At 58.0% G+C, this 15105-nt stretch carries 16 protein-coding genes; 14 read left to right on the forward strand and 2 right to left on the reverse strand.

The features are described from left to right. The first annotated feature begins 24 nt into the window (after positions 1-24). From Z947_RS0115910 to Z947_RS0115975, 14 genes are all read left to right on the forward strand, one after another. Positions 25-1671 (forward strand): CTP synthase, encoded by a 1647-nt coding sequence (locus Z947_RS0115910; protein WP_025045279.1) that lies wholly within the window; start codon positions 25-27, stop codon positions 1669-1671. Positions 1672-1740: 69 nt separating this feature from the next. Next, positions 1741-2565 (forward strand): 23S rRNA (adenine(2030)-N(6))-methyltransferase RlmJ, encoded by an 825-nt coding sequence (gene rlmJ / locus Z947_RS0115915; protein WP_025045280.1) that lies wholly within the window; start codon positions 1741-1743, stop codon positions 2563-2565. Beyond that, positions 2529-2822: a DUF1330 domain-containing protein gene (locus tag Z947_RS0115920; protein ID WP_025045281.1), complete on the forward strand. Its 294-nt coding sequence runs from the start codon at positions 2529-2531 to the stop codon at positions 2820-2822. Before rlmJ ends, Z947_RS0115920 begins: the two co-directional genes overlap by 37 nt. Positions 2823-2872: 50 nt before the next feature. Further along, positions 2873-3523 (forward strand): hypothetical protein, encoded by a 651-nt coding sequence (locus Z947_RS0115925; protein WP_025045282.1) that lies wholly within the window; start codon positions 2873-2875, stop codon positions 3521-3523. 11 nt (positions 3524-3534) lie between these two features. Then, positions 3535-3972, forward strand: a complete 438-nt coding sequence (locus Z947_RS0115930) for a tellurite resistance TerB family protein (RefSeq protein ID WP_025045283.1) — start codon at positions 3535-3537, stop codon at positions 3970-3972. A 36-nt stretch (positions 3973-4008) separates the two neighbouring features. Next, a complete protein-coding gene (locus tag Z947_RS0115935) occupies positions 4009-4449 on the forward strand; it encodes a tellurite resistance TerB family protein (RefSeq protein ID WP_025045284.1) in 441 nt (146 codons plus the stop codon). Between the two features lie 115 nt (positions 4450-4564). Continuing rightward, on the forward strand, positions 4565-5341 hold the full coding sequence (locus Z947_RS0115940) for an ABC transporter ATP-binding protein (RefSeq protein ID WP_025045285.1): 777 nt from the start codon (positions 4565-4567) through the stop codon (positions 5339-5341). Positions 5342-5370: 29 nt separating this feature from the next. Then, positions 5371-6108, forward strand: coding sequence for a transporter substrate-binding domain-containing protein (locus tag Z947_RS0115945; protein WP_025045286.1), 738 nt, complete (start codon positions 5371-5373; stop codon positions 6106-6108). A 92-nt stretch (positions 6109-6200) separates the two neighbouring features. After that, entirely contained in the window at positions 6201-7082 is an 882-nt protein-coding gene (locus tag Z947_RS0115950; RefSeq protein WP_025045287.1) for an ABC transporter permease, read from the forward strand. After that, entirely contained in the window at positions 7079-7888 is an 810-nt protein-coding gene (locus tag Z947_RS0115955) for an ABC transporter permease (protein ID WP_025045288.1), read from the forward strand. The genes Z947_RS0115950 and Z947_RS0115955 overlap by 4 nt, the downstream gene beginning before the upstream one ends. A 105-nt stretch (positions 7889-7993) precedes the next feature. Then, a complete protein-coding gene (locus tag Z947_RS0115960) occupies positions 7994-9328 on the forward strand; it encodes a glutamine synthetase family protein (RefSeq protein WP_025045289.1) in 1335 nt (444 codons plus the stop codon). 9 nt (positions 9329-9337) lie between these two features. Beyond that, positions 9338-10015, forward strand: coding sequence for a type 1 glutamine amidotransferase (locus Z947_RS0115965; protein ID WP_025045290.1), 678 nt, complete (start codon positions 9338-9340; stop codon positions 10013-10015). Then, positions 10015-11373, forward strand: a complete 1359-nt coding sequence (locus Z947_RS0115970; RefSeq protein ID WP_025045291.1) for a glutamine synthetase family protein — start codon at positions 10015-10017, stop codon at positions 11371-11373. The genes Z947_RS0115965 and Z947_RS0115970 overlap by 1 nt, the downstream gene beginning before the upstream one ends. Before the next feature lie 4 nt (positions 11374-11377). Next, a complete protein-coding gene (locus Z947_RS0115975) occupies positions 11378-12682 on the forward strand; it encodes an NAD(P)/FAD-dependent oxidoreductase (RefSeq protein WP_025045292.1) in 1305 nt (434 codons plus the stop codon). An 18-nt stretch (positions 12683-12700) separates the two neighbouring features. Here the strand turns inward: Z947_RS0115975 and phaR are convergent, their stop codons facing one another. Continuing rightward, positions 12701-13288 (reverse strand): polyhydroxyalkanoate synthesis repressor PhaR, encoded by a 588-nt coding sequence (gene phaR / locus Z947_RS0115980; RefSeq protein WP_025045293.1) that lies wholly within the window; start codon positions 13286-13288, stop codon positions 12701-12703. A 269-nt stretch (positions 13289-13557) separates the two neighbouring features. Beyond that, positions 13558-14970, reverse strand: coding sequence for a nidogen-like domain-containing protein (locus tag Z947_RS21585; protein WP_025045294.1), 1413 nt, complete (start codon positions 14968-14970; stop codon positions 13558-13560). Positions 14971-15105: the final 135 nt, after the last annotated feature.

A 15105-nucleotide genomic window follows, 5' to 3' on the forward strand; every position in this document is an offset into this window, starting at 1 on the left:
AAATTCACGGGGGTCTTCGGGCACATGGCACGCTATATTTTCATCACCGGCGGTGTGGTTTCATCCCTTGGCAAGGGTCTCGCCTCTGCCGCGTTGGGTGCCCTGTTACAGGCCCGCGGCTTTTCCGTCCGGCTGCGCAAACTTGATCCTTACCTGAACGTCGACCCCGGCACGATGAGCCCGTTTGAACATGGCGAGGTTTTTGTCACCGATGATGGTGCCGAAACCGATCTGGATCTGGGCCATTACGAACGTTTCACCGGCGTCCCCGCACGGATGACCGATTCCGTATCCTCCGGCCGGATCTATTCCACCGTGCTGGAGAAAGAACGCCGCGGCGACTATCTGGGGAAAACCATTCAGGTGGTCCCGCATGTTACGAATGAAATTAAGGATTTCCTGAAGATTGGTGATGACGAGGTTGATTTCATGCTCTGTGAAATCGGCGGCACCGTGGGCGACATCGAAGGGCTGCCCTTCTTTGAAGCGATCCGCCAGTTTTCCCATGACAAACCGCGCGGCCAGTGCATTTTCATGCATCTGACCCTCCTGCCCTACCTTGCGGCCTCGGGCGAATTGAAGACCAAGCCGACACAGCACTCCGTCAAGGAATTGCAAAGCATTGGCATCGCGCCGGACATTCTGGTGTGCCGCTCCGAACAGCCGATCCCCGAGAAAGAGCGCGAGAAGATCGCTCTGTTCTGCAACGTGCGCAAGGAACATGTGGTCGCGGCCTATGACCTGAAATCCATCTACGAAGCCCCCTTGGCCTATCACGCGCAGGGGCTGGATCAGGCGGTGCTGGATGCCTTTGACATCTCCCCCGCGCCAAAACCCGACCTGAACGTCTGGCATGACGTTTATGACCGTGTGCACAACCCCGAGGGCGAAGTGCGCGTGGCGATCGTTGGCAAATACACCCAGCTTGAGGATGCCTATAAATCCATCGCAGAAGCCCTGACCCACGGTGGCATGGCCAACCGCGTCAAGGTCAAGGTCGAATGGGTGGATGCGGAAATCTTTGACAGCAGCGAAGACGTCGCCAGCCACCTTGAGGGATTCCACGCAATTCTGGTGCCCGGCGGCTTTGGCGAACGTGGCACCGAGGGCAAGATCAAGGCCGCGCAATATGCCCGCGAACACAAGGTGCCCTACCTTGGCATCTGTCTGGGCATGCAAATGGCGGTGATCGAGGCGGCGCGCAATGTCGCCGGTGTCAAAACCGCAGGCTCGGAAGAGTTCGATCACGAGGCGGGCAAAAAACGTTTCGAACCCGTGGTTTACCACCTTAAGGAATGGGTGCAGGGTAACCACAAGGTGGAGCGCAAGGTCGGTGACGACAAAGGCGGCACCATGCGTCTGGGTGCGTATGATGCAACCCTGACCCCCGGTTCGCGCGTTGCCGAAGCCTATGGCACCACCACTATCGACGAACGCCACCGCCACCGCTACGAGGTCGACATCGCCTATAAGGACCAGTTGGAAAAGGCCGGTCTGGCGTTTTCGGGCATGTCCCCCGATGGCAAACTGCCCGAAATCGTCGAATGGCCGGATCACCCGTGGTTTATCGGTGTTCAGTTCCACCCCGAACTGAAATCGAAACCCTTTGACCCCCACCCCCTGTTCAAGGATTTCGTCCGCGCCGCGAAGGACATGTCGCGGCTGGTGTGAGCGAAGAAAAATCAATTTTCATGCCGAAACTCTTGCAAGAGTTTCGGCGCGCGCGACAAAAGGTGACGGATGCTATCATACCAACACATCTATCACGCCGGCAATCTGGCAGACGTTCATAAACACGGGCTGCTGGCGTGGATGCTCGACTATCTTACGCGCAAGGACAAACCGCTTACCTATATCGAAACCCACGGTGGGCGGGCGATTTACGATCTGACCGACGCGGCGGCGCGCAAAACCGGTGAAGCCGCGCAAGGCATCGAAAAGACACGCCACTGGTTCGGCCCCAAACACCCTTTTACACGCGTTTTGCAGCAGGTGACGGCAAGTGACGGGCCCGACAGTTACCCCGGCTCCCCGCTGATCGCCGCATCATTGCTGCGCCCGACAGACAGCATTCATCTGGCCGAACTGCACCCACAGGAACACGCAGCACTGACCTTGGCGATGTCGCCCTATCCCGCGAAAATCCATTTACGCGACGGGTTTGACATGGCCCACGGCCTGACCCCGCCCACCCCGCGCCGCGGATTGATGTTGATTGATCCCAGCTATGAAATCAAAGACGACTACCTGACAATCCCGCGCCATATCGCCAAGATCACCCGCGCATGGAATGTCGGTATCATTGCCCTGTGGTATCCGATCCTGACCAACAAAGCGCATCTGCCGATGCTGGACGCACTCAAAGCCAGCCATCCGCAAGCGATGCGCCACGAAGTCCGGTTTCCGCCTGCCCGCCCCGGCCACGGGATGGTGGGATCAGGGATGTTTGTGCTAAATGCGCCCTACGGGCTGGACGTCGAAGCCGGCAAACTCAGCCAGAAATTCAACACGCTTAAAGGGAGGCCGCCATGCCAAAGGGATACTGGATCGCAACGATGGACGTGAAAGATGCCGAGGTCTATGACAGCTACCGCGCCGCAAATGCCAAGCCTTTGGCCGACTATGGTGCGCGTTTTGTGGTGCGCGGCGGGACACAGGTACAGACCGAAGGGACATGGCGCAGCCGCACGGTCGCCATTGAATTCGCCAGCTACGCCGATGCCATCGCCTGTTATGAAAGCGAAGCGTACAAGGCGGCCAAAGACATCCGCTTGCCAGTCGCCGACTGCAACATGGTGATCGTCGAAGGCTACGAGAACTAAAGCGCCACAAAATCCACCACCGGTGGACCAATCTGTGCTAAGGTGCCGCCATGTTCCGATTGGCGGCCCTTTTTCTGGCTCTCTCACCGGCCACCGCATTTGCCTGCGGCCAGCCCGTTTGTCTTGTTGATCCTGACAGCCTGAGCCTGACCAAAATCATCACATTCGAGGGCGAACGCGCCGGTGCCGGCCCCGGTCATAACATTGACGATGTCCTCCCGTTGCAAGGGGCCACCTTTGGCGAACACTTCGCAGGGCAAAGCGTGGGTGCCCGCGGCCCGCATGACGAAGTGTCCGGCGATGCCTTTGCCCCTCTGACCATGATGGCAGGGCGCGCGGGACAGAACCTGTCTTTGGTCCATTTTTCCGGCAACACAGTTCTGAACGGGTATGGCAGCGCCGGTTTTCCCAAACGCGACGCGCAGGGCGAAGGCGCGATTGCGGTGCTGTTTGATCAGGACCAATCCGCCCTCGCCTTTGATTTGCGCGGCGGTGAAGACGGCGCAGCGCTGGTGCATTTTTACCGCCGCGACGGCAGCTTTATCGGCCCTGTTCCGGTCCAGCCCACCGGTGAATTCGCGGTCGCATTTCTGCGATCAGACGGGCACGCGGACATTGCGGGTTTTGTTCTCACAAATACTGACCCGCAAGGGCTGGCACTCGACAGTTTACGCTTTGGAAAACCGCCCGATATGAGTTAAGGATTGTTCTTATGTTTGAACGTCTTTTCCCCCGCCGTGCCCCGGAACCGAAACCTTTGCCGCAACCCAATGCGCAGTTGGCGCTTGGGGCATTGCTGGTGCGCGTGGCCTTTGCGGACCGAAATTACCGCGCAACCGAAATCGGTCAGATCGACCGTATTCTGGCGCGGACTTTTGAAATCGGTCCAATCGAAGCGGCCAAGCTGCGCGCGACCGCCGAGGCGTTGGAACGCGACGCCCCCGAAACGCCCGAGTTTGCCCGCATCCTGCGCGAAGAAATTGATTACGCGCATCGGCTGGCCTTGGGCGAAGCCATGTGGTCGGTGGCTTTGGCAGACGGGCACCGCCATGAAAAAGAAGAAATCCAGCTTATGGCGATCGAAATCGCACTCGGCCTGACCGACAGCGACATCGAGGATTTGCGCGCCAAAGCAACACGCGCACTCTGACTTGGCCTTTCACTTTTCTGCACCTATATGCAGGCCATGTTTGGTGATTTCCTAAAACGGCTGACACAGCCCGACCCCGCCCCGCTGGCCGACGCCGATGCGCGTCTGGCCCTGACCGCATTGCTCGTGCGCGTCGCGCGTTCCGACAATGACTATGCCGCTGCCGAGGCACGCCGGATCGAAGACATCGCCGCCGCGCGTTATGGTCTGGATGCGACGCAGGCCCGCGATTTGCGCAGCGAGGGCGAAGCGCTGGAGCGCGAGGCCCCCGATACGGTCCGCTTCACCCGCGCGATCAAGGACGCCGTTGCTTACGAGGAACGCGTCGGGGTGATCGAAGCGCTTTGGCAGGTGGTATTGGCCGATGGCAAACGTTCTGACGAGGAAAACGCGCTGCTGCGTCTTGTGGCCAGCCTGCTGGGTGTGACCGACACTGACAGCCACATGGCGCGCCAACGCGTTGCACGCGACAGCTAAACGCCGCCAAAGCTGCCTAACCCTTGGTCACTTTCGTTGCAACGGGACCGAATCCGTTGCAATTCCACGCGTTTTACCCCCTTATTCAGGTTGGAATCAGCAAGAGTACCTCCGAGTGAGCACACCACCCCCCGTGATCCAGATCGACGGCCTGCATAAGGCTTATGGCACCTTGGAAGTGCTCAAAGGCGTCAGCCTGTCGGCACCGCGCGGGCATGTGATATCGTTGATCGGCTCGTCAGGATCCGGCAAATCCACGCTGCTGCGTTGCTGCAATCTGCTGGAAGACAGCCAGCAAGGGGACATCCTGTTCAAAGGCGAACCTTTGACATGGAAGGGCACCGGCCATGACCGCCGCCCCTCTGATCCCGCGCAAGTGCTGCGCATCCGCACGAACCTGTCGATGGTGTTTCAGCAGTTCAATCTGTGGGCCCATATGACCATTCTGCAAAACGTGATGGAGGCCCCTTTGACGGTGCTGCGCCGCGACCGTGCAGAAGTTGAACTAGCCGCCCGCGGGTATCTCGAAAAGGTGGGTATCGGCGATAAATGCGACGTCTATCCGGCGCAATTGTCAGGGGGCCAACAGCAACGCGCGGCCATCGCGCGCGCGCTGTGCATGGAGCCCGAAGCGCTGTTGTTTGACGAACCGACATCTGCCCTTGATCCCGAGCTGGAACAGGAAGTTGTCAAGGTAATCAAGGATCTGGCCGCCGAAGGGCGCACCATGATCATTGTGACCCACGATATGAAACTGGCCGCTGATGTGTCCGATCACGTGATTTTCTTGCATCAGGGTCTGATCGAAGAACAAGGGCCGCCGGACATCCTGTTCAGCGCACCCAAATCCGAACGCTTGCGCGGGTTCCTATCGGCAACCCTAGCGACGTAAACAAAAAACCATAAACGGGAGTATACCACATGAAAAAGATCATCCTTTCCACAGTTGCCCTTGCCATGACGGCAGGTGTTGCCATGGCCGACGGCCACGCGAAAACCATTCGCATGGGTACGGAAGGCGCTTACCCTCCCTATAACTTCCTCAACGATGCGGGCGAAGTGGACGGCTATGAGCGTGAAATGGGCGACGAGATGTGCAAACGCGCCGAGCTGACCTGCGAGTGGGTCACAAACGAGTGGGATAGCATCATCCCGAACCTGACTTCGGGCAACTATGACACCATCATCGCAGGCATGTCGATCACCGACGAGCGTGAAGAAGTCATTGATTTCACACAGAACTACATCCCGCCAGCCTCCTCCGCCTATATGGCGAAATCAGCAGATGCGGATCTGAGCGGCGGCGTGATTGCAGCACAGACAAGCACCATTCAAGCCGGTTACGTTGCCGAATCCGGTGCAACTTTGCTGGAATTTGCCACCTATGACGACACAGTTGCGGCTGTGATGTCCGGCGAAGCGGATGCTGTTTTCGCCGACAAGGACGCGCTGGTCCCAACTGTTGAAGCCTCCGGAGGCGAGTTGGTCTTTGCAGGCGACGACGTGCCTTTGGGTGGCGGCGTTGGCATGGGTCTGCGCGAAAGCGACACAGAGCTGAAAGAAAAGTTCAACGCGGCGATCACGTCCATGAAAGAAGACGGCACAATCAACGCGGCCATCGTCAAGTGGTTCGGTGAAGACGCCAAGGTTTTTGAATAAGACAGACTTGGGGCGGGCCCTGTGCCTGCCCCTTTTTCCTATGTTCCTGATCCCCAGCCATATCCCCCACCCTGCGCGGCAAAGCCTGCGTTATGTTTGAGTATTGTATTGATCCCCCCGCCTTGGAGGGGCTGAAATGGCTGAGCTGTTATCTCACCACCGGCAAACATCTGGCGTTCTATTCCGCGTTCGGCACGGTGCTCTTGCTGCTGGCCGTCACTGCCCCGACGGCGCTGGCTTTCGGATTTGGCGGCGCGATGGCAGCACGGGCGCGCATCGCCCCGCTGCGGTGGTTCGGCAAGGGGTATATCGCCGTGGTACGCGGCGTGCCCGATATCGCATTTTTTCTGTTTTTCGTCATCGCGTTGGATCAGGGTCTTGAATACCTGCGCCATAAGGTGAAATGCCCCGACTGGGACGAACCGCTGCGCCAAGGCAGCGATTTCATCGTGTGTCAGGCGGCCAAAATGCCCTTGGGCAACGCCCCGCAATGGGTGCATGAAGTATACGGTTTTTCCCTTGCCGTGGTGACATTTGCCATCGTGTTCGGGGCCTTTGCCGCCAACGTCCTATTCGGTGCCATGCGGGCGGTCCCGCGTGCGCAAATCGAAACCGCCGAAGCCTACGGCATGTCACACCGCCAGACCTTCTGGCGCATCACCGTGCCGCAAATGTGGGTCTATGCCCTGCCCGGTCTGTCGAACCTCTGGATGGTTTTGATCAAAGCCACGCCATTGCTGTTCCTTCTGGGCGTCGAAGACATCGTTTACTGGGCGCGGGATCTGGGCAGCGCCAAGACACCGCGCTTTACCGATTATCCGCATGGTGACTGGCGGGTCTATTACTTCCTTGTCCTCTTGGTGTTTTACCTTGCCTTCACGCGCGTGTCGGAAATCGTGCTGGGCCGTTTGATGAACAGGCTCACACGCGGACAGGCCACCACCGGCGGCGAAGCCCAAAGGAAAGCAGCGTGAACGCCTGTATTCAAACCATTCAGGACTATGGCCTGCGGTCCTTGGGTTATGGCGAACGCCTGCTCCCGCGCGAGGGGTTTACCCTATGCGAACAATTCACGCTCATCGGGTCGGGCATGATCTGGAACGTCTATTTCGGGGTGTTCGCGCTGAGCTTCGGCTTTGTGCTGGCAACACTTTTGGGGGTCGGCAAGGCCAGCACCAACCCGTTGTTTCACAAACCTGCCGCCTGGTTCATCTTCCTGTTTCGCGGCTCACCGCTGTTTATCCAGTTCTTTTTCGGCTATTTTTTGTTCCTGTCGCTGAAACAGCAGGCACCGATGTTCAATGCCTTTTCCGCCGCATGGCTGGGCGCCTTGGTGGTGCTGTTCCTGAATACCGCGGCCTATACCGGCGAAATCTTTTACGGCGCATTGCAATCCGTGCCCAAGGGCGATGTCGAAGCGGCTGATGCTTACGGGCTTTCGGGCTGGACGCGTTTCAAACGGGTGATCTGGCCCACGATGCTGCGCCTTGCGTGGCCTGCGTACACGAACGAGGCGATCTTCCTGTTTCACGCAACGACACTGGTGTTTTTCACCGGTTTTCCGGCCCAGCAACAACGCGGTGATGCCCTGTATTACGCCAGTTATTTTGCGGACAAAACGTTCAACCCGTTCATCCCTTACCCGATTCTTGCGGGGTATTTCATTCTGCTGACGCTGGTGATCATCGGGCTGTTCGGGGCGATCAATAAACGCCTGAACCGGCACCTGCCCCAAGAGCAGCGGCAAAAAATACGCTTGCGTCCCAATCTGATCCGGTAGTATCCAAGATTTGATCAAATTATCCGGCGCGTGGGCGGCGGATGCCTTTGGCGGACCCACATGGGCCACGCCAAACCGCATGGCCCACCGCCCAACTGGTGTGCTATGAACAACTGGCTTCGCAAAAACCCTGCTGTCCGCTCTGTGCGGGTCGCCGCTGCTGATCTTAACGGGCAGCCGCGCGGCAAACGTATTCCGACCCGTTTCGCCGACAAAGCGCTGGAGGATGGCACACGGTTTCCCTTTTCCGTTCTGAACCTGGATATTTGGGGCGAAGACATCGAAGACAGCCCGCTGGTCATGGAAAGCGGTGACAAGGACGGCGTTTTGCGCGCCACCGAACGGGGCTTCATGCCGATGCCATGGCTGGAGAACCCGACCGCCCTTTTGCCGATCTGGATGTATCACGACGATGGCCGCCCCTTTGCCGGTGATCCGCGCCACGCTTTGAACGCGGTTTTGAAGCGCTTTAAGGCCAAGGGGCTGACGCCGGTCTGCGCTGTCGAGATGGAATTCTTCCTGATCGACGATTCGGGGCGTAAGCTGCAAGTGCCGCCCTCCCCACGGTCGGGCAAACGCCGTCAGGCGGGGGACATCCTGTCGATGCGCGCGCTGGATCAGTTCGATAATTTCTTTACCGAACTCTATGACGCTTGCGAAGAAATGGACATTCCCGCTGACACCGCAATTTCCGAAGCAGGGCTTGGCCAATTCGAGATCAACTTAATGCATTGCGATGACGCCCTGCGCGCGGCAGATGATGCGTGGCTGTTCAAGATGCTGGTCAAAGGTCTGGCGCGCAAACACGGGTTTGCGGCCAGCTTTATGGCCAAACCCTATCCCGATTACGCAGGCAACGGATTGCACATGCATTTTTCGGTGCTGGATGAAGAGGGCAACAACGTCTTTGACAACGGCGGACCGGAAGGCACCGACATCTTGCGCCATGCGGTCGCCGGTTGTCTAAGCGCTATGCAGGGATCTGGGTTGATCTTTGCCCCGCACGCCAACAGCTATGACCGGATCGTGCCCGATGCCCATGCGCCCACAAGTGTCTGCTGGGCCTATGAAAACCGCACCTCGTCCATCCGCATTCCTTCAGGGAGCCATAAGGCGCGCCGCATCGAACACCGTGTCGCAGGCGGGGATGTGAACCCCTATCTGATGTTGACGGCCGTTTTGGGTGCCGCCATCGGCGGGATCGAGGACGCAGCGCAACCACCTGCCCCGATCACCGGCAACGCTTACAGCCTTGATTTGCCGCAAATCCCGGGCGACTGGCAATCTGCCATCGATATTTTCGAAACCGACCCCGTTGTCGCGCGTATCTTTCCCGCAGACCTTATTCGCAATCTGGTCATGACCAAACGGCAGGAACTGCGCGACATGGCCGAATTGAGCCCTGAAGAGCAGGTCGAAATTTACCTCGAAACCGTGTAAGGGCTTTGTATGAAAATTGGCATCCTCATCACCGGCCATCCCCCCGAAGAACTGTCTGCGCGGGGGCGCTATGACGCGTATTTCCAGCGGCTTTTGGGGGATCGCGATTTCACCTATCAGGCGTGGTCCGTTGTGGACGGGGAAATGCCCGACAGCGTAAAGGATGCCGAGGGCTGGCTGATTACCGGCTCGCGTCACGGTGCCTATGAACCGCATCCGTGGATCCCGCCGCTCGAAGAGTTTATCCGCGCTTGTTACGCGGCGCATATCCCGATGATCGGTGTTTGCTTTGGCCACCAGATCATCGCGCAGGCGATGGGCGGAACGGTCGAAAAATTCGATGGCGGCTGGTCGGTTGGTGCGGTTGACTATGCACTTGAGGGCGAAACCGTCGCGATCAACGCATGGCATCAGGATCAGGTGACGGTAAAACCCGCCCAAGCGCAGGTTATTGGTTCAACGGATTTCTGCGCCAATGCCGCGTTGCTGTATGGCGATACCTTCTGGACCATCCAGCCCCATCCCGAATACGATCACGATTTTATCGAAGGTCTGCTTGAGCATCGCGGCAAGGGGGTGGTGCCCGATCCGCAGATCGATGCTGCACGCGCCAAACTAGACGCCCCGTTGGACCGCGAGAAAGTCGCCGCAAGGATGGCCGCATTTTTCAAGAAAGAGAGGGCCTGATGGCCGATTGGAAAGACTCATTGCCCGAAGCCGCCTCAACCTATCTGGAGGGCCGGCGGCTGGACGAGGTCGAATGCATCATCTCGGACTTACCAGGCATTGCGCGGGGCAAGGCGGTACCAGCCTCCAAATTCGCACGGCAGGATTACTTTCACCTGCCCGACAGCATCTTTTACCAGACCATCACCGGTGACTGGGGCGAAGCCGCAGGCGACGACGGGTTCACCGAAAAGGACATGATCCTCAAGCCTGATATGAGCACGGCCACCGCCGCCCCATGGACCGGCGACTGGACGCTTCAGGTCATTCACGACGCGTATGACCGCCACGACAAACCGGTGGAGTTTTCACCGCGCAACGTGTTGAAACGCGTGGTGAAAATGTATCACGATAAAGGGTGGGAGCCGGTTGTGGCCCCTGAAATGGAATTCTTTCTGGTTGCCCGCAACCTTGATCCCGCGCAAAGCATCAAGCCGATGATCGGCCGCTCGGGCCGTCCCGCGGCCGCGCGGCAGGCCTATTCGATGACGGCCGTGGATGAATTCGGCCCCGTGATCGACGACATCTATGACTTTGCCGAAGCGCAGGGTTTCGAGATTGACGGCATTACGCAGGAAGGCGGCGCAGGCCAGTTGGAAATTAACCTGCTACACGGCGATCCTGTGAAACTGGCCGATGAGGTGTTCTATTTCAAACGTCTGATCCGCGAAGCGGCGATGCGCCACGAGTGTTACGCGACCTTTATGGCCAAACCGATTGCGGACGAACCCGGCTCGGCGATGCACATCCACCATTCCATTCTGGACAGGAAAACCGGCGCGAATATCTTTTCCGGCAAGGATGGCGGCGAAACGCCAGAATTTATGCATTTCATCGCCGGTTTGCAAAATCACATGCCTGCCGCTTTGGCGGTGATCGCGCCTTATGTGAACAGCTACCGGCGGTATGTGAAAGACCACGCGGCCCCGATCAACCTTGAATGGGGCTATGACAACCGCACGACGGGCATTCGCGTGCCCCTGTCCAGCCCGTCGGCACGACGGGTAGAAAACCGGCTGGCGGGGATGGATTGCAACCCCTATCTGGCCATCGCAGCCTCGCTTGCCTGCGGCTATCTGGGGTTGATGGATGCCAAAGACCCCAAGGCCGAATTCAAAGGGGACGCTTATGACGGAGATGGCGATATCCCGCGCGTTCTGGGGTCGGCTCTTGATATTTTTGACGAGGCAACAGCCCTGCACGAGGTTCTCGGGCCCGAGTTTGCCCGCGTTTACGGCATCGTGAAGCGGGCGGAATATGACGAGTTCCTGCAAGTGATTTCCCCATGGGAACGCGAACACCTGTTGCTGAACGTCTGACGCGATGAACCTGCTTTATGCCAATGACCGGCGCGGCCAATACCCAGACAGCTGGTACGCTGCGACCGCCACACCGCATGACCGCCATGCCCCGCTAAAGGGGGCCACCACTGCAGATGTCTGTGTGATTGGCGGGGGGTATACCGGTCTAGTCGCAGCACTCCATCTGGCGCAGGCGGGCCGCGATGTCGTCCTGCTTGAGGCGCAGCGCGTCGGGTTTGGCGCATCGGGGCGCAACGGGGGGCAATTGGGCACCGGCCAGCGGGTGGAACAAACCAAACTTGTGCAAATGGCCGGAACCGATCATGCGGCAACGCTGTGGGACATGGGACTTGAAGCGGTCAATTTGGCTAAAGATCTGATTGCGCGCCACAACATCGACTGCCATTTGAAACCGGGTGTCGCGTGGACTGCGTCAAATGACGGCGACGTCCGCGACCTGCATGCCTATGCGGAATTCCTGCGCGAAAATTATGGCTATGCGCAAATCGAGACCCTTGATCATGCTGCATTGCAATCGGTCTGCCCCTCCCCAGATTATCGCGGCGGGATCCTTGATATGGGGTCTGCCCATTTGCACCCGCTGAACTATGCGCTGGGGCTGGCACGCGCAGCAACAGACGCTGGCGTACGGATTTTTGAAGGGAGCGCGGTTCACCACATTGAAGAGGGCAGCAAGGCAAAGATACAAACCGATGCCGGTCATGTTATGGCAGATCACGTTATACTGGGATGCAACGGATATCTGGGCGGGCTGAACCGCAAGGTGGCCGCACGGGTGATGCCGATTAACAACTTCATCGCTGCGACCGAACCCTTGGGGGAGCGTATCAAGGATGTATTACCGCGCGATGTGGCGGTGGCGGACGGGCGATTTGTGGTGAACTATTTCCGTCTTAGCCATGACGGGCGGCTACTGTTCGGTGGCGGCGAAAGCTATGGCTACAAATTCCCCGACGATATCGCCGCCAAGGTGCGCAAACCGATGTCAGTTGTGTTTCCACAGCTCAAAGACGTGCAGATTGACTATGCATGGGGCGGGACATTGGCCATCACCATGAAACGCCTGCCCTATATGGCCCGTGTCGGGCGCAATATCCTGTCGGTCTCAGGGTATTCCGGCCATGGGGTCGGCACGGCGACGCATGCGGGCGCTTTGATGGCGCGCGCGGTTCAGGGCGATGGGGACGGGTTCGACACGATGTCGGTGATCCCAACCCCTGCATTTCCAGGTGGCGGCGTCATGCGCACGCCTTTGCTGGCACTGGCGATGAGCTGGTATGCGATGCGTGACCGGTTGGGGATCTGACCCGAACCGGTCCAAGCGTCATTTGAGTTTAGACAGCTTGTCTTGCAAATCCGCGAGCTGCTTTTTGATCGCATCAAGGTCTTCGGCCGGTTCTGCGGCCTCTGGCTCCGGTGTTGGGGTAGTGGAGCCCATACCGGTGCTGCCCCAGCCGCCTGTCATCGCTTTCAAAAAGGCCTCTTGCTGCTTTTGCATCGCCTCCATGCCCGGCATGCTGGTCATATTTGTCAATCCCGGCATTTTGGCCAGCGGATTGATAGAAGTCATGTTCTCAACCATTTTGCTTTGCCCGTCGCGCAGCATGTCAAAGGAAGCCTGCAAGAACTGCGGCACCACCGACACATTGCCCGACATATAGCTGCGCACCAGATCGTTCAGCACGCCGACCGGCAGAACGGATTCTCCGCGGCTTTCATGTTCAGCGATGATTTGCAGCAGGTATTGCCGCGTCAGATCATCACCCGATTTCAGATCAATGATCTGGACCTCGCGACCATCGCGAATGAAGCCCCCGATATCGTCAAGGGTCACGTAATCACTGGTTTCGGTGTTATAGAGCCGCCGCGATGCGTAACGTTTGATCAACAGGGGTTTGGGTGTATCCGCCACGGTGTTTCTCCCAGAATGCGTGCTGCACTGCAGCTTAAGCACAGAATGCACAAAATGAAAGCACGACGGTGAGATAGGGGAAAATTAGACCGCGCATGAGCCAGCGGTCTGCCGATTTTCCCGCGCAAAAACGGATTTAAAACGGTCCCGCAGTGCACAACCATACGCCATAGTATGTAAGTCAACCCCACAAACAGATGCGTAAAAATGGAAAACGGCGCAGAAGAACCTGCGCCGTTTTCGGATTAACTCGATTAGGTGGGAAGAGCCTAGAAACCGAAGTCTTCGACAAAATAGCCGTTGCCGATCACGTCGATGGTAATCCCGCGGCTTTCGTCATCTTCGGAAATATAAACCACCGCTTCGGCGCGGCTGACCTCGTCCGTGTCGATCGCGTTGCGCCAGAACTCAAGGCCCGCACCATCCGGTGTCCGGTTCAGGATGTTTTGATAAACGCGGCCAAGGAACGTTTCGGTATCAAGGTCGCTGCCAAAGCTCTCAACGAATTCCTGCGAGGTTGAAATGTCCTGTGCGATGTCGAACAGGGAGACACCGTCGTCCAGCAGGCTGACATAGAAATCAAGACCCGCCCCGTCCGGTTCACGGTTCAAGATCGACGTATAGAAGCGATAGGCCGCCCCGAAGCTTTCGAGGGCACCGACGTCAAAGCGCAAATCGCCGTCCGAAAACGCGACCGCTTCGATTGAGATCAAGGTGTCAATGTCACCGCCCTCGCCGGTCAGGCTGACCGTGCCATCGTCGTTGATGGTAAAGCTGCCAGCGTCGAACTCATAGGCGAGACAATCCGCGATATCGAACCCCTCCCCCCCGTCGAGGCGATCAGACCCAAGTCCACCGCTGATGAAATCATTGCCGACGCCGCCAACCAGATCATCATTACCGTTGCCGCCGTAGACAAAATCATTGCCGCCGGCGGAATCGATGTCGTCATCCCCGTCATTACCAAAGATTGAATCGCTTTCTTCGGCGCCGACCAGAATATCGTTTCCCGCGCCGCCCACGTTGACCAAGGCCCCATCTCGGATGTCGAAAATCCACGCCCCGTCGACGCCCGAGTTGCCCGGGTTGTTTTCCAATTCGAGGATGGCGTTCTGATTGCCAGACGACGGCAATTCAAAGCTGAGGTCCTGACCAAAGGCAAAACCCGCCCGCGCGATGGTGCCGCCCAGACCGCTGCTCCCGCCAGAGGCGTCGCCCGTGGTCCATTGAACGTCCTCATACCGGAATACGATCTGGACGTTGCCATTGCCTGTGTCGGCCAATTCGAGCTGGAAGGTGTTTTCCTTGTCCTGATTGGAATTGTAATACCCGACGTCATTCCAAGTGACGACAAAGCTGTCGCGTTCAGCGTTGAAATCCCAGAACACATTCTTGTTCGCGTCATCGGTGCCGCGCGTATCCACGTCGGCCCAGAACGGTGCGATGATATCAAGGTTGCCGGTGCCGACACCAATGCCGGTCGGTGTGAAGGTGCTTAAACCACCGCCAAAGGTCACGTTGCCATTGGTATTGACGTATAGGGACGTGTAATTGGTGTCCCCGATGGTAATGCCGCTTTGAAAGATCGACGTGATGTCGATTGCAGCCGATGACCGATCATCATTGCGAAAAAGCGATTCAGCGCCAAAAGGCAAAAGCGCATTACTGGTAACGTTAACCATAAGATATCCCCTGATTATGATAACCACCCCCCAAGGGCAGCCTTGACCATGTTGGTCGGCGGTCAAATCATGGCGCAGAAGCGATTTTGGGAAAAGGTAAGGGAATCCTTACCCTTTTAAAATTCAGGGCTAACC

Source organism: Sulfitobacter geojensis, from assembly GCF_000622325.1.
In the GTDB taxonomy this organism is placed as follows: domain Bacteria; phylum Pseudomonadota; class Alphaproteobacteria; order Rhodobacterales; family Rhodobacteraceae; genus Sulfitobacter; species Sulfitobacter geojensis.